The organism is Nocardia concava NBRC 100430, from assembly GCF_000308815.1.
GTDB lineage: Bacteria > Actinomycetota > Actinomycetes > Mycobacteriales > Mycobacteriaceae > Nocardia > Nocardia concava.
On record NZ_BAFX01000150.1, the window covers coordinates 39,056 to 55,910 of the forward strand.

Here is a 16,855-nt window from a genome sequence, read left to right on the forward strand (position 1 = left end):
CGCGATGAGCGACTACGAGAACATCCTGTTCGAGCACGACGGCCCGATCGCCCGCATCACGCTGAACCGGCCCAACGCCGCCAATGGCATCGATCAGGCCCTCGCCGACGAGCTCGAGCGCGCGGCCTCGTACTGCTCGGAGGATCCGACCGTCAAGGTCGTGGTGCTGACCGGCGCCGGACGGTTCTTCTCCGCGGGCGGCGATGTGCGGGCCATGGCGGCCAGCGCGGACACCGGCGCGTTCATCGAGCAGCTGGCGGGCACCCTGCATCGCGCGGTCTCGGCGCTGGCCCGGATGGACGCGCTGCTCATCGTGGGCGTGAACGGCACCGCGGCGGGCGCGGGCATGAGCCTCGCGGTGGCCGGTGACCTGGTGGTCGCCGCCGAATCCGCCTCCTTCACCATGGCCTACACCAAGGTCGGCCTGAGCCCCGACGGCGGCGCGTCCTACTACCTGCCGCGCCTGATCGGCCTGCGCAAGACCCAGGAGCTCATGCTCACCAACCGCACCCTGTCGGCGGCCGAGGCCCTGGAGTGGGGCCTGCTGCACCGGGTGGTGCGGGATGTGGAACTGGCCGACGCCGTCGACTCGCTCGCGCAGGAGTTCGCGACCGGGCCCAAGGGCTCGAACGCGAATGTGAAGAAGCTGCTGCTGGTCTCGTCCCAGCACACCCTCGAGGAGCAGCTCAATACCGAGGCCGCGTTCATCACCCGCTGCGCCGAATCCGCCGACGGCCAGGAGGGCATTGCCGCCTTCACCGGCAAGCGCGCCCCGAAATTCGCCTGAGCTCGGCCGCTTTCACCGACTTGACCAGCGCCGGGAGTCCTATGCTCAGGGCATGGAGTTCCAGGCGATGGTGGCACACGAAACGAAGGACGGGATCTCCCTCATCCGCGAGGAGGTCGGCGACGACTTCCTCATGCCGGGTGAAGTGACGATCAAGGTGCAGTACTCGAGCGCCAACTACAAGGACGGACTGGCCATCACCCCGCGCGGCGGCGTGGTGCGCCAGTACCCCCTCATCCCCGGCATCGACCTCGCGGGCGAGGTATTCGCCTCCACCGATCCGGAATTCGCGCCCGGCGACCAGGTCGTCGCGCACGGCTACGACATCGGCGTGGCGCACCACGGCGGGTTCGCCGAATACGCGCGCGTCCCCGCCGGGTGGGTGGTGAAGCTGGACGGGCTGACCCCGCGCGAGGCGGCGGCCATCGGCACCGCGGGCTACACCGCCGCCATGAGCGTGCAGGCGCTGCTGGATCGGGGTCTCACCCCCGATTCCGGCCCGGTCCTGGTCACCGGCGCGACCGGCGGCGTCGGCAGCGTGGCCGTCGATATCCTGGCCGGGCTCGGCTTCGAGGTGATCGCGTCCACCGGCAAACTCGGTGCGGGCGAACTGCTCTCGACGCTGGGCGCGAGTTCGGTGATCGGCCGGCTGCCCGGCGAGGGCGAGAAGCTGCGCGCGCTCGGCAAGGCGCAGTGGGCCGCCGCGGTGGACAGCGTCGGCGGCACCTCCCTGGCCCATGTGCTGAGCTCCATCAAATACGGTGGTGCGGTGGCGGTTTCGGGTCTGACCGGCGGCTCCGATCTGCCCACCACGGTCATGCCGTTCATTCTGCGCGGGGTGTCCCTGCTCGGTATCGACTCCGCGCACTTCCCGATCGCGCAACGCCGGGATCTGTGGGCCCGGCTGGCCAAAGACTTGAAGCCCCAGCATCTCTCGCTGCTGGAGAACTACGCGCCCATTACCGAGGCCGAGGCTGTCCTGCACTCCATCCTGGATGGAACGCACTCCGGCCGAACGGTGCTCGGGGTGGCGGGCGAGTTCTAGCCGACGACGGCGCGGACGAGGTTGTGGTCGGAGGCCCCGGCCACATCCTCGACGGCCAGGTCGCGCACCGGGATTCCGCGCCCGACCACGTGGTCGATGAACTGGGATTTCGAGCCGGAGTCCCGGGGGCGGGTCGGAATGGAATCCGGCGGGAAATCGGCGACGGAGTATTCCGGCCCCAGGGCCGCGGCCAGAGTGTCCCGGTCGATATTGAAGTCGCCCAGCAGGATTGCCGGATCGGAGGCGGTGAGCAGGCGCAGGCGTTCCAGCTGATCGGCGCGGCGCTCGTCACCGGTCACATGGGTGGCGACGATCAGCAGTCCGTCGAGTTCGATGGCCAGCGCGCCCTTGCCCGGGTCGAAGAGGAAGGATTCGGCCGCGACATCCCGCGCGGTGCCATCGACAATGAGCACGAGGTGCTCGGTCCGCGTATCCAGGACATTCGGCAGGCGGCGGGGCCGCGGTACCCGCGGATAGTCGAGGACGTGGAACTCCCTGCCCGGCAATGCCTTCCGCAGACTTGCCAGCTGGTCGCCACTGACCTCCATGAGCGCGATGACCGTCTCGGTGCGGGCCGCCACCGTGGCCGTCACGGCCGCGATGCGCTTGGCTTCCTCCGGCCAGCGGGCCGCGACATCGCTGGTCCAGTTATCGGCGTGCACACGGTGCAGGACATTCCAGCTGGCGACGGTGATCACCACAGCACCCTATGAGATCCGAACGGACCGTGTCGCTTTCGTTCGTCGAATCAACGCGGGTTTCATGTGAAACATCAACGGTTACTGGCTGATTGCCGCCTCAACCCGCTCCGGCCAGTACCTCCAGCGCGGCCGACAGGTGCGGCAGCGCGGGCGCACCGTAGGAGGTGGCGATCTCGGCCAGCGCCCGGGCCAGGTGCGGCGCGATCCCGGCGGCCGGGAGCACCTCCTCGGCCAGCACGATTCCGCCGACGATGTGGTCGGCCTTGATGCGGTCGTCGCGGGTGAGCTCGTAACGCCAGGAACCGATCTGGACCCGCTCCGGCTCGGAGCGGAACATCGATTTGCGCGGCGGGGTCCGGGTAACTCCGGGGACGCCGGCGAAGACATTGAAGACCAGACCCAGCCCACCGGGCCCGTCGAGGGCCGCGTTGATGGCGCGGGTGGCGGTGTCGATATCGAAGTCGGTCACGAATTCATCCCGAGGGTGAACGTCGGCGTGATGGGATCGCCCTCGCCCATGCGGCGGATGGCGGTGCCGGAGGCGTAGAACTCCACCGTGTGATATCCCCAGGCGTAGTTGGAGATATCGACGCTCACGCCGGTGACACCGGTCGCGCCATCGCGTTCCGCCTCCGCCTGCATGCGGGACATGGCCAGCTCGCGGGCCTGGTAATTGCCCTGGGTCCACTGCGGCATTTCCATATTGCGGCCCATCTGACTGAGCATCTGGCGGAAGCCCTGGACGGCCACGTGGAAAACGCAATTGCCCATGACGAACGCGACGGGCGCGTAGCCGGTGCGCATGAGCGTCACCAGATCCTGACCGGAGAGGTGACTGGTGAAGGCCTGACCGTTCGGACGCCGGTAGCTGCCAGGGGATTTCGCGTACCGGACCGCGGTGCCGACGGCGATGAACTCCAGATGCTCCATGGATTCGCCGTGCTGCCGCCATTCCAGGCGCACGCCCACCACCCCGTCGGCCTTGAGCGCGTCGGCCTCGGCCTGCATGCGGGACATGGCATTCCAGCGCGCCCGGTAGGTGGCCTCGGTCAGGACCGGGAGCTCCTGCTGCTGGCGCATGCCGGTGAACTGGAAGCCGACGTGATAGACGGACACGCCCATCACCAGATCGATCGGGTCGAAGCCCGCGCCGTGCAGCAGTGCGAATTCGTTGACCGACAGGTCGGAAGTGAAGATGCGGTTCGCGTGCGAGAGACGCTCGCCCGCGACTTGATCGAGCTGGCCGGGCTGTGCCGGATCGTTCGGCTGCATGGGTCCGCCCTCCATCGGAAGTCACTCCGACTTTACGACCTGAATATGCCGAGAGCCGTGCGTCTTCACGGAAGACGCACGGCTCTCGATCATTCGGCCGTCAGGCGGTAGCGCTCAACTGCCGCCCGTCGTAGGCCGGTTCTGCCACCGGCTCGATGGCGTAGGCCAGGATCTCCGCCACGTCGGCGACGGGGCGGACATCCAGTGCGGCCAGCACCTCGGCCGGAACCTCGTCCAGATCCGGCTCGTTGCGGGCCGGGATGAACACGGTCTTCAGGCCGGCGCGCTGGGCGGCGAGCAGCTTCTGCTTCACGCCGCCGATGGGCAGCACGCGTCCGTTCAGCGTGACCTCACCGGTCATGCCGACATCCGCGCGGACCTGGCGACCCAGGGCCAGCGACACCAGGGCGGTGACCATGGTGACGCCCGCCGACGGTCCGTCCTTCGGCACCGCGCCCGCCGGGAAGTGGATGTGGATATTGCGATCCAGCACCTTCGGCTCGATGCCGATCTCCTCCAGGTGGGAGCGGACGTAGGTCAGGGCGATCTGCGCGGACTCCTTCATGACGTCGCCCAGCTGGCCGGTCAGGGTCAGCGAGCGATCGCCCTCGGCGGCATTGGCCTCGATGTAGAGGACGTCGCCGCCCGCCCCGGTCACGGCCAGACCCGTCGCGACACCGGGGACCGCGGTGCGTTCCACCCCGTCGGGGGTGAAGCGCGGGCGGCCCAGGTACTCCTTCAGGTCACCCAGTCCGATCACCAGTTTCCCGGTGGCCGGGGCGGATTCACCGTCGTAGCCCAGTTCCTTGTCGTAACCCAGACCCTCCGGCACGAATTCGCCCTTGACGATGACGCTTTCGCTATCGGAGATGTCCGCCGATTCGGACAGCTTGGTGGCCGCCTTGCGCAGCGCCTTGGCGATCAGGCGCTCCATCTGCCGCACACCGGCTTCCCGGGTGTAGTTGGCGGCGATCTCGCGCAGCGCCTCCTCGGTGATCGAGACCTCCTCGGCGGTCAGGGCATTGCGCTCCAGCTGCCGCGGGATCAGGAAGTCGCGGGCGATGGCGACCTTGTCGGCCTCGGTGTAGCCGTCGACGCTGATCAGTTCCATGCGGTCCAGCAGCGGGCCGGGAATCGTCTCCAGGACGTTCGCGGTCGCGATGAACAGCACGTCGGACAGGTCCAGATCGAGGTCCAGGTAGTGGTCGCGGAACGTGTGGTTCTGCGCCGGGTCCAGCACCTCCAGCAGGGCCGCCGCGGGATCGCCGCGGAAGTCGCTGCCGACCTTGTCGATCTCGTCCAGCAGGACAACGGGATTCATCGATCCCGCCTCCTTCATGGCGCGCACGATGCGGCCGGGCAGCGCGCCCACGTAGGTGCGCCGGTGACCGCGGATCTCGGCCTCGTCGCGCACGCCGCCCAGGGCGACGCGAACGAACTTGCGGCCCAGGGCCCGTGCGACCGATTCACCCAGCGAGGTCTTGCCGACACCGGGCGGGCCGACCAGCACCAGCACCGCGCCGGAGCCGCGTCCGCCGACGACCTCCAGGCCGCGGGCGGCCCGGCGGGAGCGCACGGCCAGGTACTCGACCATGCGGTCCTTGACCTCGTCCAGGCCGTGGTGGTCGGCGTCCAGCACCGCGCGGGCGGCCGAAACATCGGTGGAGTCGGTGGTTTTCACGTTCCACGGCAGTTCCAGGACGGTGTCCAGCCAGGTGCGGATCCAGCCCGTCTCCGGGCTCTGATCGCTGGACCGCTCCAGGCGACCGACCTCGCGGAGCGCGGCCTCGCGGATGTCGTCGGGCAGGTCGGCGTTCTCGACGCGGGTCCGGTAGTCCTCCGCGCCGTCGGGCTCGTCCTCGCCCAGCTCCTTGCGAATCGCGTTGAGCTGCTGGCGCAGCAGGAATTCGCGCTGCTGCTTCTCCATGCCCTCGCGGACGTCTTCGCTGATCTTCTCGCTGATCTCGGACTCGGCGATGTGCTGCTTGGTCCACTCGATCAGCTTGTGCAGGCGCGCCTGGGTATCCGGGGTGTCCAGGATTTCGCGCTTCTGCTCATTGCTGAGGTAAGACGCCCAGCCGGCCGCGTCGGCCAGCGTGGACGGATCGTTCATCTGATTGACCGCGTCGATGACCTGCCAGGCCTCGCGGCGCTGCAGGACCGACACGACCAGCTTCTTGTATTCGGCCGCAAGCTCTTTGGTGCGGCCGTCGGCGGCCGGGATCTCGACCGGTTCGGCCTCGACCCACAGCGCCGCGCCCGGTCCGGTCACGCCGTGGCCGATCTTGGCCCGGCTCTCGGCCTTCAGCACCGCCGCGGGCGCGCCGCCGCGCATCCGGCCGACCTGTTCGATGGTGGCCACGACGCCGTAGCTGGCGTAGCCCTCATCGAGGCGCGGCGCGACCAGCACCTGGTTGACCTTGCCCGCGCGGGCGGCATCGATGGCGGCCTGCGACGACTCGTCCAGCTCGATCGGCACGACCATGCCCGGGAGCACGATCGGATCGGTCAGGAACAGGACCGGCAGGTTCGTTGGTGTAGTCACGTCTTCGACCCCTTCCAAGGTTGAGCGTTACCTACTCAACCCAAGGGGTATACCGATTGTTCCGCGACCTTGTTCGCCGGGGGCGAACATGAGAAGGGCCAGGTCGAGACCGAATTCAGATTGGGTGTTGACGAGCTAGGCTAAAGCGATTAGCTTTATGGCTATCGCAGTTAGCTACTCCCAGAGAGTGTAAAGACCATGACGCAGTACGTGGACATCGACGGTGGACGGATCGCCTACGACGAGACGGGTGAGGGCCCGCTGGTCGTGCTGTCGCACGGCATGGGTATCGACCGGAACGTGAACAAGCATCTGGTGCCGCTGCTGGTGGCCGCCGGGTACCGGGTGGTCAACACCGATATGCGCGGCCACGGCGAGTCGAGCATGGAGTGGGCGTCGGAGACCGGCAAGGAGGCGATCAGCCGGACCGATGTGGCCAATGATCTGCTGGCGGTCATCGAGCAGCTGGGCGGCGGGCCCGCCATCGTGATCGGGCACTCGCTCTCCGGCGGCTCGGCGACCATCGCGGCGGCGCTGCGGCCCGATCTGGTGCGGGCCATCGTGGAGATCAACCCGTTCACGCTCACCCAGAAGGCGGACATCGCAGCGCTTTTCACCAATGCGCGCCACCGCGGCGGGATGATCCCGCTGATGGGCACCATGATCTTCAAGAGCCTCGGGCAGTGGCTGAAGTACCTGAAGGTGGCCATGCCGTCCGACCCGGCCGACCGCGACGAGTACCTGGCCGAGGTCGAGGCCAAGCTGCGCGAGCCCGGCCGGTTCGCCGAGTTCATGAAGACCGGTAAGTCGACCCCCGCGGACGCGGAAGCCCAGGTGCCCAACGTGACCCGGCCCGCGCTCATCATCATGGGCACCGCCGATCCCGACTTCCCGAGCCCCGAGGCCGAGGGCAAGCGCATCGTCGCCGCGCTGCCGGAGGGTCTGGGCAGCCTGGGCCTGGTCGAGGGCACCGGCCACTACCCGCAGTTCGAACAGCCCGAGCGGGTGGCCGAGCTGGTGCTGCCGTTCCTGAAGGAACACCATGCCTAGGGTCGGGCTGAGCAAGACCGACGTCGTCGCCGCGGGGGCCGCCCTCGCCGACGAGGTCGGTTTCGCGAATCTGTCGCTGGGCGCGCTCGCGCAGCGGGTCGGCGTGCGAACGCCCTCGCTGTACAAGCACATCGAGAGCCTGGCCGATCTGCGGCACGGTATCGCCGTGCTCGCCATGACCGAACTCGATCAGCGGGTCCGCGACGCCATGCACGGCAAGACGGGCAGCGCGGCACTGGCGGCCTTCGCCAATACCTTCCGCGAGTATGTCGTTCAGCATCCCGGCCGCTATGCCGCCACGGTCGGCGAACCGCTCGGCGGGCCGGATGATCCACTGCTGCAATCCAGTTCGCGCATGCTCGATTCCATGCAGGTGGTGCTGCGCGGCTACGGCGTCGCCGAGGACGACATGGTGCATGCCCTGCGGACACTACGGTGCACCTTCCATGGCTTCGCCACCCTGCAATCCTCCGACGGCTTCCAGTGGAGCGGCGACTCCGAGGACAGTTTCGACTGGATGATCCGCTTCCTCGACCGCGGGCTCAGCGAAATCGGCTCACGCTGAACCGGATTGCGGGACCATGAAAACAACACTGGCAACGAAGGTGTTGGAGTGTCATGGAGCAGTTCATATTCGACGGGACCCGCCTGGCCTTCGTGCGGCAAGGTGAGACCGGGCCGCCCGTGGTCATGCTGCACAGTGCGGGGTCCTCGCATCTCATCTGGACGCCGCTCATGGCGGCGCTGTCGCGCGATTACCGCTGTTACGCAGTCGATCTGCCGGGATACGGCGAATCGGATCGGCCCGCGGACGGGTACACGCTGGAGCGCTATACCGAGTTGATCTGTGCGTTTCTCATGCAGCACGGGCTCACGGATGCGGGGTTGGTCGGTAATTGCGTCGGGTCGGCGATCAGTCTCACGCTCGCTCGGCGGTATCCGGAATTGTTCCGGGCGGTGGTCGCGATCAATCCGCTGACCGAATCGACTGCCATGCAGGGGGATTGGCGGCGGGCCGCACGCTTGGTGCGGGGCGCGCCCGACGGCACCGTGCGGGCGCTGAGCGGGTGGCACACGCCGCGCTGGTTCGCCCGAAGGACCGCACGGTCCTGGTTCACCACCCGGCGCGCCTATCGGGAAAGCCCCTATGTCGCGCCGCTGGCGGCGACCGGGTTCCCGGCGCGGGCGCTCGTCCAGCTGGTGCGCGATCTTTCCGCCTTTGCGGCCCTGGATGATTGGCCCGATCGGGGCGAGCTGCCACCGCTCTGCGTGATCTGGGGTAATCAGAATCGGGTGCTGTCGGCGGCGGCCGGGCGCATCGTGAACGAGAAGCTGCGGCCCGATCGCGCCGAATACCTCGACGGGTGCGGGCACGTGCCGATGCTGGAACGATCGGCCGCGGTGACCGAGATCGTCAGCGACTTCCTCGCCGCGCACCTCCCGGCGGACCACGTCCACTGAGCGCTCGCCCGGCCTAGCATGAGGCCCATGACCGACACCATGCTGGCAGCCCGACTACACCTGGGACCGCGCTCGGAATCCCCGCGCTCACGGCGACTGGAATTGAACGAGGTGCCGATCCCGCAGCCGGGACCGGATCATGTGCTGGTCAAGGTGGAGGCCGCGGGCGTGTGCCTGTCGGATGTGCACCTGATCGACGGGACGCTCACGCCGCTGTTCCTGAAGGACGACGTGGTGACGCTCGGGCACGAGGTGGCGGGCACGGTGCATGCGCTGGGTCCCGGGGTGACCAGCGCGAAGGTGGGGGATCGAGTCGTATTGCAGGCGGGTGAGCTTCGTGATGGAGCAACCTTCACCCGGGGTGTGGACTACGACGGCGGCTGGGCCGAGTACACGCTGGCGCGGGTGGACACGCTGGTGCCGCTCCCCGATGAACTGCCGTTCGAGCAGGCCTGCTTCATTCCCGATGCGGTGTCCACGCCGTGGGCCGCCATCACCGCCACCGCCGAGGTGAAAGCCGGTGAGGCCGTGGGCGTCTGGGGTGTGGGCGGGCTGGGCGCGCACGGGGTGCAGTTGCTGCGCCTGGTCGGCGCCGCGCCGATCATCGCGGTGGATCCGCTGCCCGCGGCCCGCGAGCGGGCGCTGGAGTTCGGCGCGGACCTGGCCCTCGACCCGGCCGATCCGGACCTGCGCGCCAAGGTTTTCCAGGCGACCGGCACCGGTCTGGCGGCCGCCTTCGACTTCGCGGGCGTGGCCCCGGTCCGCGAGCAGGCCGTGGTCTGCCTCGCCCCGCAGGGCCGCCTGGTCCTGGTCGGCCTCACCGACAAGCCCATCACCATCACCGGCGGCACCGCCTTCAGCTTCTTCCAGCAGCAGGTCCGCGGCCACTACGGCTCCGCCCCCGAGGACGTCAGCAAACTGGTGAAACTCCAAGGCCTGCAACGGGTCGACTTCTCCCGCTCGGTCAGCGCCGTCGTCCCCCTCGCCGACGCCCCCAAGGCCGTCCACGCCCTGGAGGCGAAGGAAGGCAACCCGATCCGGATCGTCCTGAAGCCCTGATCAGCCCAGCCGACGCTGAAAAGCGTTGGCGCACTGACCGTTCGAGAGATCAACGGTGTAGACCCCCAGGTCCGCGGACGTGGGGGTCAGCTCCAGCACCATGAACCCCAGATCGGTGTAGTTCTCGTACAGCGCACCATTCGCCGTGTGCTTGCCACCCGGCGACGGCTCCCCGTGCACCGACTTCGCGGCCGCCCCGGAAATGATCTGCCGGGTCCCCTTCGACGCGACATTGGGTTCCAGCACCTGCAACGAATGGTCATGCCCCGACAGCAGGAACTGACACCGCCCCACCACATGCGCCTCGAAGAAGTCCTTCAAAGCGCCCATTGATCGGCTCGACGCTCAACCCCTCGTATTCCCCGGCATTCCCGAGCGTCGGTGATCAAGCCGTTGCGCGCAGGCTGGACAAGACTCGGATGGCGTCGGAGAGCGGGATCATGCGCCCGGGTTGTTCGGAGGCCAGGCCCATTTCGATGTATTGGCGGATCAGCATGCTCGCGGTGATGCAGTGCTCTGCGGCCGTCTCCCGGATGCGGTCCCGTAGTTCAGCGGGAAGCTTCAGGGAGGTAGTGACCATTCCGGTCTCGATCTCGTCGGTGGTCGGCGGCAGCGGCGGCACAGCGGCGCTGTCGTCGAACGTCAGGCCGCCCAGAAACTCGGCGGCTTCATCAGGGCTGCGCGGGTAGCCGGGTTCTGTCGGATCGCTCATTGGTTGGCCTCCCATGCGTTGTACTCGGTGAGCTGGTGCGGTCCCATCGGCACGGCCATCAGGATTTCCCAGCGTGTGGAGGGTGAAGGCAGCTGCCGCAGCATAACTACCAACGGACGGCCCTCATCGCTGCGACCCCACACCGTCAGCACTGGTAGGCCCTGGTCGGTGCGGGCCGACCGTGGCCACCGGTGAGACGAATACAGGACTTCCATCACCTCCCAGGTGCGAACCTGAAATCGCTGGAGGAACTGTTTGGCTGTCGGTGACCATACGTACTCCACCGCGCCACCATAATACCTTGGTATTACCCAATGGTGGCGTTTGCTGGTCGGCGGTTGCAGCACCGCTCTTGGACACCGGCGACACGAGAGGTTCTTCCAGGTCGGGAGCTTTTGACAGGGGTCCGGAGCGGTGAGAGTGTTGGGAGTCCGTTTTCTCACCATCAGCTCGGCAGTAGGGGGACGCTGGTATGGCGACAGTGGCTTCGGGAGTGTTCCTCGATTGGGAGGAGCTGACGGGGCAGTCGAAGCTTGTCGTTGATTTGATCAGCTTTCCGATTTTCAGTGCTATCGCGGGGTGGTTGACCAACTGGACCGGTGTGTTGATGTTGTTCTGGCCGGTCTATTTCAAGGGTTTCCGGGTGCCGGGGCTGGAGATTCTGTATCCGTATCTGCCGCGGCGGGTGCAGGTGTTGCCGACGTTTTCGGGGGACGGGCGGCGGCTGGGGTTTCAGGGGTTCATTCCGGCTCGGGCCGAGAAGATGGCCAGCATCTGTGTGGACAAGGCGCTGATGCGGATCGGGAGTCCGCGGGATTTCATTCATGAGCTCGATCTCGAGGGAATCGCGGACTATATCGCCGAGGTGGGGCGCAAGCAGGTGCCGGCCATGGTCGACGAGATCATGATGCAGGAGAACCCGGATCTGTGGGGCGCGGTGCCCAAGGCCGTGCGGAATGTGCTCTACCAGCGGATCGAGCGGGAGCTGCCGACCTTGGCGCGCACCGCGTTCGAGCGGCTCGGCGACAATGTCGACCAGCTGATCGACATCAAGGACTTCGTCATCCGGTACCTGCGGGAGAACCCGACCATCCTCAAGGACCTGACCACCACCATCGCCGCGCCGGAGCTGAAGTTCATGGTGCGCGTCGGCCTGCTCGGCGCGCCGTTCGGCCTGCTGCTGGCGCTGTATATGCAGGTGCACCACCGGATTCCGGTGCTGGGCTGGCTGCCGGGCTGGTTCGTGATCCTGTCGGCGGCCGCGGCCATCGGCGTCATCGTCAATGTCATCGCCATCAAGATGGTGTTCGAGCCGGGCGATCCGCAGCCGCGCTACAAGTACCTGTGGAAGCAGGCGCTGCTGGCCAAGCGGCAGCCCGAGGCCGCCGCCGATCTCGCCAATATCCTGGCCTACCAGGTGCTCACGCTGCCGAACCTGGCCCGCGAACTGCTGGACGGACCCAATGGCGACAAGACCCGGCAGCTGCTGGAACGGCTCATCTCCCAGGAGATCCACCGCCAGCTCGGGCCCACCCATTCGGTGGTGCGAACCGTATTCGGCAAGCGGCAGTTCGACAATCTGAAGATCGGCGCGACCACGGCCGCGGTCGGACTGGCCCCGAGCCTGGCCGACGATCCGGAATTCGCGGCCACCCAGGCCAAGAAGATCGACGAGTTCGCCGCGCGCAAACTCCAGCACCTGACGCCGGGCGAGTTCATGGAGATGTTCTACGCCTCGGTGGAGCAGGACGCGTGGCTGCTGTATCTGCACGGCGCCGCGCTGGGCCTGGTGGTCGGGGCCGTGCATTTGATCCTTTTCGGCTGGTAGCAGACCGATTCGGAAATCAAGCACGCGTGCTTGCATTTTTCTGACGGTGCTGCGATGCTCGTCCGGTGGCCGATCTCGAGGCATTGCTCGCCGACTTCACCGCCGAATGCGCCGCGCTGGACGCACTGATCGCGGATCTCGATCCGGCCGAATGGCAGCGCGATACACCTGCCGCGGGCTGGACCATCGCCCACCAGATCGCCCACCTGAACTGGACCGATCAGGTCGCCGCGGTCGCGGCCACCGATCCCGCCGAGTTCGACCGGCAAGTGCAGGAAGCCCTGCCCAAGATGCTCACCTTCGTGGACGAGGCCGCCGCGGAGGGCGCGAAAACCCCAGCGCCGCAATTGCTCGCTGCCTGGCGGCGCGACCGTGCCGCGCTCGTCGAGGCGCTGCGCACGGTTCCGGCGGGCACCAAGCTGCCGTGGTTCGGGCCGCCCATGAGCCCGGCCTCGATGGTCACCGCGCGGCTCATGGAGACGTGGGCACACGGCCAGGACGTGGCCGACACGCTGGGCATCAAGCGCGAACCAACCGCCCGCCTGCGGCATATCGCGCATATCGGTGTGCGGACCCGCAATTTCGCTTATCTGACGCACGGCAAGGACGTGCCCGCCGAGGAGTTCCGTGTCGAGCTGACCGCGCCCGACGGCAGCGAGTGGAGCTGGGGACCCGAGAACGCCGCGCAGCGAATCACCGGTCCGGCCTTGGATTTCTGCCTGCTGGTGACTCAGCGGCGGCACTTCGATGATCTCGCGCTGCAGGTCGATGGCGATGACGCCCGCGAATGGCTAGGCCTGGCACAGGCTTTCGCCGGTCCCCCCGGAAGCGGCCGAGCGGCGGGTCAGTTCAACTGACCCGCCGCCCATCCCGGCCTCCGACCAGAAATCCCCAATTCCCACAGGGGCATGTGTTCTCTCGTGGAACCACGTTCCCGGAGAGGGAGCGAACGAGCGCCAGCCTGGGTGCGCCGTGCCTGGTGCCGACCGGACGCCGTTGGCCGGAGGTCTCTTCGATGGCAGTCGAGTTGGCGCTCGCCGCTAATGAACTTTTTACCCAGGCTTACGCCGGGGAAAACATGTTGATGTCCAACCTTTCCGTTCTGTGATCCTGCTCTCAATGGAGGGTCGGTTTACCTCGGGTTACCTTCGCCCCCGTAACCTGGACGCGCGTACGACTTTCAATGGTGCGGGTCGCTGCGTCGTTCAGACGCAGGGGGACCAGGGGAGAGGGAAAGGACGCACCAGTCATGTCGCACAAACGGCGCACGGCCCAGGCGTTCCGCTTCAGCGCCATTGTCACCGCGAGCATGGCCAGCATCGGGCTGACCGTCGCGGCCGGATCGTATATCGCCAACCAGATCGCCCACGAACCCGGCAAACTCGCCACCACACCGCCGGCCGACCGACCGGCCTCGATCGCCCTCGGCGGCGGCGCGGATCAGCCGGATGTCCAGGCCGCCGCACCAATTTCCGAAAAGATCGGTCTGACTTCGTTTTTCGCCGGCGCCCCGCAGGAACCGGCCACGCGGCTGACGATTCCGGCCCGCGTCCCGGGCACCGGCGCCGCCACGGCCGCCGAGGCACCGCATCCGCTGGGCGCGCAGCTGAAGCTCGGCACCACCTATCTCGGCGCGCAAGTGGCGGCGGCCCAACATGATTCGCTGACACTCACCGTCGACACCAATGTCTTCGCCGCGATCGCCGACGTGCTGCTGCACACCCCGCTGGGGGAGCAGCTCGGCATCAACGCCGATCCGACGGCGAACACGCAGCTGCGCACCGACGTGGACGTCCACGGCGACGTGACGCTGACGCTCTCGGATCCGGGCCTGGGACGCTACGGCGTGCAGATCGTGCGCCATCCGGTCCCGGCTCCTGTGGAAGGCGCGTCCAGCGCTGTGTGAGACTTCCCGGTGTGTACGACTACTGCGTGATCGGCGGCGGCATCGTCGGGGTGGCCACCGCGCACCGCATTCTCGAACGCCATCCGGGGGCGAGCCTGCTGCTGGTGGAGAAGGCCGCGCAACTGGGCCTCCATCAGACCGGGCACAACAGCGGTGTCATCCACTCGGGCATCTATTACGAGCCGGGCAGCCTGAAGGCACGGCTGTGCGTGCGCGGCGCGGAGCTCACCAAGGAATTCGCCGCGGCACACGATATTCCGTTCCGAGTGTGCGGAAAACTGCTGGTGGCCACGGATGCCGCCGAGCACGCGCGCATGATGGCGCTCTACGAGCGGTCGGTCGCCAATGGCGTCGAGGTGGAACTGCTCGACGCCGCCGAGCTGGTGCGGCGCGAACCGCGGATCACCGGTGTGGGGGCGCTGTTCGTGGCGAGCACCGGCATCATCGACTACGGCCGGGTCACCCGGGCGCTGGCCGACGAGGTCCGGGCCGCCGGGGGTGAGATCGTGCTCGGCGCGGAGATCGCGAGCATCATCGAAACAGACTCCGCGGTCGCGATTTCGGGGCCGACCGGACGCTGGCAAGCTCGGAATCTGGTCGTATGCGCGGGCTTGCAGGCCGATCGGATGGCGCGACTGGCGGGCCTGGGGATCGACCTGCGCATCGTGCCGTTCCGCGGCGAGTACTACCGGCTGCCGCCCGAGCGCGCGAATCTGGTGAGCACCCTCATCTATCCGATCCCGGATCCCGAATTGCCGTTCCTGGGCGTGCATTTGAGCCCCACCATCGACGGCGAGCTGACCGTCGGGCCGAACGCGGTGCTGGGCCTGGCCCGCGAGGGCTACCGCAAGGGCAGTGTGAACCTGCGCGACGCCCGGGAGATCCTGGGCTACCGCGGTTTTCACAAGGTCGCCGCCGCCAATGTCCGCACCGGGGTGCGGGAAATGCGCAATTCCCTGTTCAAGGGCGGCTATCTGGCCGAGTGCCGCCGCTACTGTCCCGAGCTGACCCGCTCCGATCTGCTGCCCCGCGAGGCCGGCATCCGCGCGCAGGCCGTGCTGCGTGACGGCACCCTGGCCCACGACTTCCTGCTCGAGCGCACGCCGCGCTCGGTGCACGTGCTCAATGCCCCGTCCCCGGCGGCCACCTCCGCCCTGCCCATCGCCGAGTACATAGCGGATCGATTGGATGCCGCGTTCGATCCGGATCCGTCCAATAAATAGGATTGCTGTAGTACTTTTAAGGCAGCCGTGGGACAGGGAGCAGCCTATGGGCCATTTCAAGTACGCGAGTGATGTCGGCGCACCGGTGGAAGTCGCGTTCACATACACGGACAACCACCAGTTCGTGCCGGACTGGGCCTTCGGCGTTGCCGCCTTCGAACCGGTCGGGGATTCCGACCACGGTGCCGGAGCCGTCTTCGCCGCGACCCTGCGCGTCGGCCTGTGGCATCCCACCATCGAGTGTGAGATCTCCGACTACCGCCGCAACGCGGTCATCGAGTACACACTGCGCCGACGTCGGACGGGGAAGCCGACGTCGGCGTGCGCCAACTTCTGTGTCATCACCCTGCGTTTCGACCCGCTGGGCTACGGTCGCGCGGTGCTGACCTCGGAGACCGAGTACTGGGTGCCGCGCGGACTCACCGGCAAGTTGCTCTCCAAGCTGGCCGCCGCATTGGTGCAGGCCACGGTCCGGCGGACCGAGTCGCAATTGCGTAGGGAGATAGAGGAATTCCACGGCACCGATCTTGTCGGCCGGATCGCGTAGGGTAGGCCGCATGATCATCGTGAGCACCGACGGATCATGCCTGCGCAATCCGGGCGGCGCGATCGGCTGGGCCTGGGTCAATCACGCGGGCGGCTCGGCGAGCGGCGGTGCGCCTTCGGGTACCAACCAGATCGCCGAGTTGCGCGCGCTGCTGGAAGCGGTGCGCGCGCATCCCAGCGCCGAACCCCTGCTCATCGAGAGTGATTCGCTCTACGCGATCAAGTGCGCGTCGGAATGGATCAACGGGTGGCGCAACAACGGCTGGAAGACCTCCACCGGCGGTGCGGTCAAGAATGTCGAGCTGATCCAGCAGATCGACAGCGCCATCGCCGGCCGCCCCGGCCCGGTCCGGTTCCGCTGGGTGCGCGGACACGTGGGCAACTACTTCAACGAGCAGGCCGACACGCTGGCCGGTCAGGCGGCCCGCCAGGTGGCCGCCAGCGGCGTCGCCATCGAGCCGGAGGATCCGGCCCCGGCCGATCCGATCACCGAGCCGTTACCGGTGACCGAGCCCAAGACCGAGCCGCTGCCCATCACCCGGCCCGCCGAACACGGCGAAATGGTCACCGCCACCGCGCATTCCGCGGCGCCGACCCCGCGCCACCGGGCCGCGACCACCAAAACCGCAGCGACCACCAAGACCGCAGCGCCCGCCAAGGCCGTTGCGCCCGAGGCACTCACCCTCTTCTGAACCTATACCCCGTCATTCCGGCGTGCTT

General features: G+C 67.6%; 18 protein-coding genes. 12 read left to right on the forward strand and 6 right to left on the reverse strand.

Annotated elements, in window-relative coordinates:
- The first annotated feature begins 4 nt into the window (after window positions 1-4).
- Together ON43_RS34670 and ON43_RS34675 are read left to right on the forward strand one after the other, a co-directional pair.
- Window positions 5-787, forward strand: a complete 783-nt coding sequence (locus ON43_RS34670) for an enoyl-CoA hydratase/isomerase family protein (protein WP_040814514.1) — start codon at window positions 5-7, stop codon at window positions 785-787.
- 52 nt (window positions 788-839) lie between these two features.
- Entirely contained in the window at window positions 840-1,832 is a 993-nt protein-coding gene (locus ON43_RS34675; RefSeq protein ID WP_040814386.1) for an oxidoreductase, read from the forward strand.
- On the opposite strand, the gene ON43_RS34680 is transcribed toward ON43_RS34675, so the two are convergent.
- From ON43_RS34680 to lon, 4 genes are all read right to left on the reverse strand, one after another.
- Window positions 1,829-2,530, reverse strand: coding sequence for an endonuclease/exonuclease/phosphatase family protein (locus ON43_RS34680; RefSeq protein ID WP_040814516.1), 702 nt, complete (start codon window positions 2,528-2,530; stop codon window positions 1,829-1,831). The genes ON43_RS34675 and ON43_RS34680 overlap by 4 nt on opposite strands.
- Window positions 2,531-2,630: 100 nt before the next feature.
- Window positions 2,631-3,002, reverse strand: coding sequence for a DUF5073 family protein (locus ON43_RS34685; RefSeq protein WP_040814388.1), 372 nt, complete (start codon window positions 3,000-3,002; stop codon window positions 2,631-2,633).
- Window positions 2,999-3,805: a heavy metal-binding domain-containing protein gene (locus ON43_RS34690; RefSeq protein ID WP_040814390.1), complete on the reverse strand. Its 807-nt coding sequence runs from the start codon at window positions 3,803-3,805 to the stop codon at window positions 2,999-3,001. The genes ON43_RS34685 and ON43_RS34690 overlap by 4 nt, the downstream gene beginning before the upstream one ends.
- A 100-nt stretch (window positions 3,806-3,905) precedes the next feature.
- A complete protein-coding gene (gene lon / locus ON43_RS34695) occupies window positions 3,906-6,290 on the reverse strand; it encodes an endopeptidase La (protein ID WP_373283522.1) in 2,385 nt (794 codons plus the stop codon).
- Window positions 6,291-6,548: 258 nt separating this feature from the next.
- Between lon and ON43_RS34700 the strand changes: the two genes are divergently transcribed.
- The 4 genes from ON43_RS34700 to ON43_RS34715 are packed head-to-tail and all read left to right on the forward strand — an operon-like array spanning window position 6,549 to window position 9,920.
- Window positions 6,549-7,400, forward strand: coding sequence for an alpha/beta fold hydrolase (locus ON43_RS34700; RefSeq protein WP_040814391.1), 852 nt, complete (start codon window positions 6,549-6,551; stop codon window positions 7,398-7,400).
- A complete protein-coding gene (locus ON43_RS34705; RefSeq protein WP_040814393.1) occupies window positions 7,393-7,965 on the forward strand; it encodes a TetR/AcrR family transcriptional regulator in 573 nt (190 codons plus the stop codon). The genes ON43_RS34700 and ON43_RS34705 overlap by 8 nt, the downstream gene beginning before the upstream one ends.
- A 53-nt stretch (window positions 7,966-8,018) precedes the next feature.
- Window positions 8,019-8,861: an alpha/beta fold hydrolase gene (locus ON43_RS34710; RefSeq protein WP_040814394.1), complete on the forward strand. Its 843-nt coding sequence runs from the start codon at window positions 8,019-8,021 to the stop codon at window positions 8,859-8,861.
- A 27-nt stretch (window positions 8,862-8,888) separates the two neighbouring features.
- Window positions 8,889-9,920, forward strand: a complete 1,032-nt coding sequence (locus ON43_RS34715) for a zinc-binding dehydrogenase (protein ID WP_040814396.1) — start codon at window positions 8,889-8,891, stop codon at window positions 9,918-9,920.
- On the opposite strand, the gene ON43_RS34720 is transcribed toward ON43_RS34715, so the two are convergent.
- On the reverse strand, window positions 9,921-10,250 hold the full coding sequence (locus ON43_RS34720; protein ID WP_040814398.1) for a metallophosphoesterase family protein: 330 nt from the start codon (window positions 10,248-10,250) through the stop codon (window positions 9,921-9,923). It lies immediately after the preceding gene.
- A 55-nt stretch (window positions 10,251-10,305) separates the two neighbouring features.
- Window positions 10,306-10,632 (reverse strand): YlcI/YnfO family protein, encoded by a 327-nt coding sequence (locus ON43_RS34725; protein WP_040814400.1) that lies wholly within the window; start codon window positions 10,630-10,632, stop codon window positions 10,306-10,308.
- Between the two features lie 472 nt (window positions 10,633-11,104).
- Between ON43_RS34725 and ON43_RS34730 the strand changes: the two genes are divergently transcribed.
- The 6 genes from ON43_RS34730 (at window position 11,105) to ON43_RS44065 (ending at window position 16,827) form a co-directional block, all read left to right on the forward strand.
- Window positions 11,105-12,460, forward strand: coding sequence for a DUF445 domain-containing protein (locus tag ON43_RS34730; protein WP_040814402.1), 1,356 nt, complete (start codon window positions 11,105-11,107; stop codon window positions 12,458-12,460).
- A gap of 65 nt (window positions 12,461-12,525) precedes the next feature.
- Entirely contained in the window at window positions 12,526-13,317 is a 792-nt protein-coding gene (locus ON43_RS34735; protein WP_040814403.1) for a TIGR03084 family metal-binding protein, read from the forward strand.
- 392 nt (window positions 13,318-13,709) lie between these two features.
- On the forward strand, window positions 13,710-14,366 hold the full coding sequence (locus ON43_RS34740; protein WP_040814405.1) for a hypothetical protein: 657 nt from the start codon (window positions 13,710-13,712) through the stop codon (window positions 14,364-14,366).
- Window positions 14,363-15,589 (forward strand): L-2-hydroxyglutarate dehydrogenase, encoded by a 1,227-nt coding sequence (lhgD, locus tag ON43_RS34745; protein WP_245568872.1) that lies wholly within the window; start codon window positions 14,363-14,365, stop codon window positions 15,587-15,589. The genes ON43_RS34740 and lhgD overlap by 4 nt, the downstream gene beginning before the upstream one ends.
- A 46-nt stretch (window positions 15,590-15,635) precedes the next feature.
- Window positions 15,636-16,136, forward strand: a complete 501-nt coding sequence (locus ON43_RS34750; protein ID WP_040814407.1) for an SRPBCC family protein — start codon at window positions 15,636-15,638, stop codon at window positions 16,134-16,136.
- Between the two features lie 10 nt (window positions 16,137-16,146).
- Entirely contained in the window at window positions 16,147-16,827 is a 681-nt protein-coding gene (locus tag ON43_RS44065) for a ribonuclease H family protein (RefSeq protein ID WP_083913959.1), read from the forward strand.
- Window positions 16,828-16,855 lie beyond the last annotated feature (28 nt).

Coding starts and splice junctions, on each gene's coding strand:
- ON43_RS34705 (WP_040814393.1), top strand. CDS start 7,393: ATGCCTAGGGTCGGGCTGAGCAAGACCGACGTCGTCGCCGCGGGGGCC.
- ON43_RS34710 (WP_040814394.1), top strand. CDS start 8,019: ATGGAGCAGTTCATATTCGACGGGACCCGCCTGGCCTTCGTGCGGCAA.
- lon (WP_373283522.1), bottom strand. CDS start 6,290: ATGGTCGTGCCGATCGAGCTGGACGAGTCGTCGCAGGCCGCCATCGAT.
- ON43_RS34740 (WP_040814405.1), top strand. CDS start 13,710: ATGTCGCACAAACGGCGCACGGCCCAGGCGTTCCGCTTCAGCGCCATT.
- ON43_RS34730 (WP_040814402.1), top strand. CDS start 11,105: ATGGCGACAGTGGCTTCGGGAGTGTTCCTCGATTGGGAGGAGCTGACG.
- ON43_RS34725 (WP_040814400.1), bottom strand. CDS start 10,632: ATGAGCGATCCGACAGAACCCGGCTACCCGCGCAGCCCTGATGAAGCC.
- ON43_RS34690 (WP_040814390.1), bottom strand. CDS start 3,805: ATGCAGCCGAACGATCCGGCACAGCCCGGCCAGCTCGATCAAGTCGCG.
- ON43_RS44065 (WP_083913959.1), top strand. CDS start 16,147: ATGATCATCGTGAGCACCGACGGATCATGCCTGCGCAATCCGGGCGGC.
- ON43_RS34700 (WP_040814391.1), top strand. CDS start 6,549: ATGACGCAGTACGTGGACATCGACGGTGGACGGATCGCCTACGACGAG.
- ON43_RS34670 (WP_040814514.1), top strand. CDS start 5: ATGAGCGACTACGAGAACATCCTGTTCGAGCACGACGGCCCGATCGCC.
- ON43_RS34750 (WP_040814407.1), top strand. CDS start 15,636: ATGGGCCATTTCAAGTACGCGAGTGATGTCGGCGCACCGGTGGAAGTC.
- ON43_RS34720 (WP_040814398.1), bottom strand. CDS start 10,250: ATGGGCGCTTTGAAGGACTTCTTCGAGGCGCATGTGGTGGGGCGGTGT.
- ON43_RS34675 (WP_040814386.1), top strand. CDS start 840: ATGGAGTTCCAGGCGATGGTGGCACACGAAACGAAGGACGGGATCTCC.
- ON43_RS34715 (WP_040814396.1), top strand. CDS start 8,889: ATGACCGACACCATGCTGGCAGCCCGACTACACCTGGGACCGCGCTCG.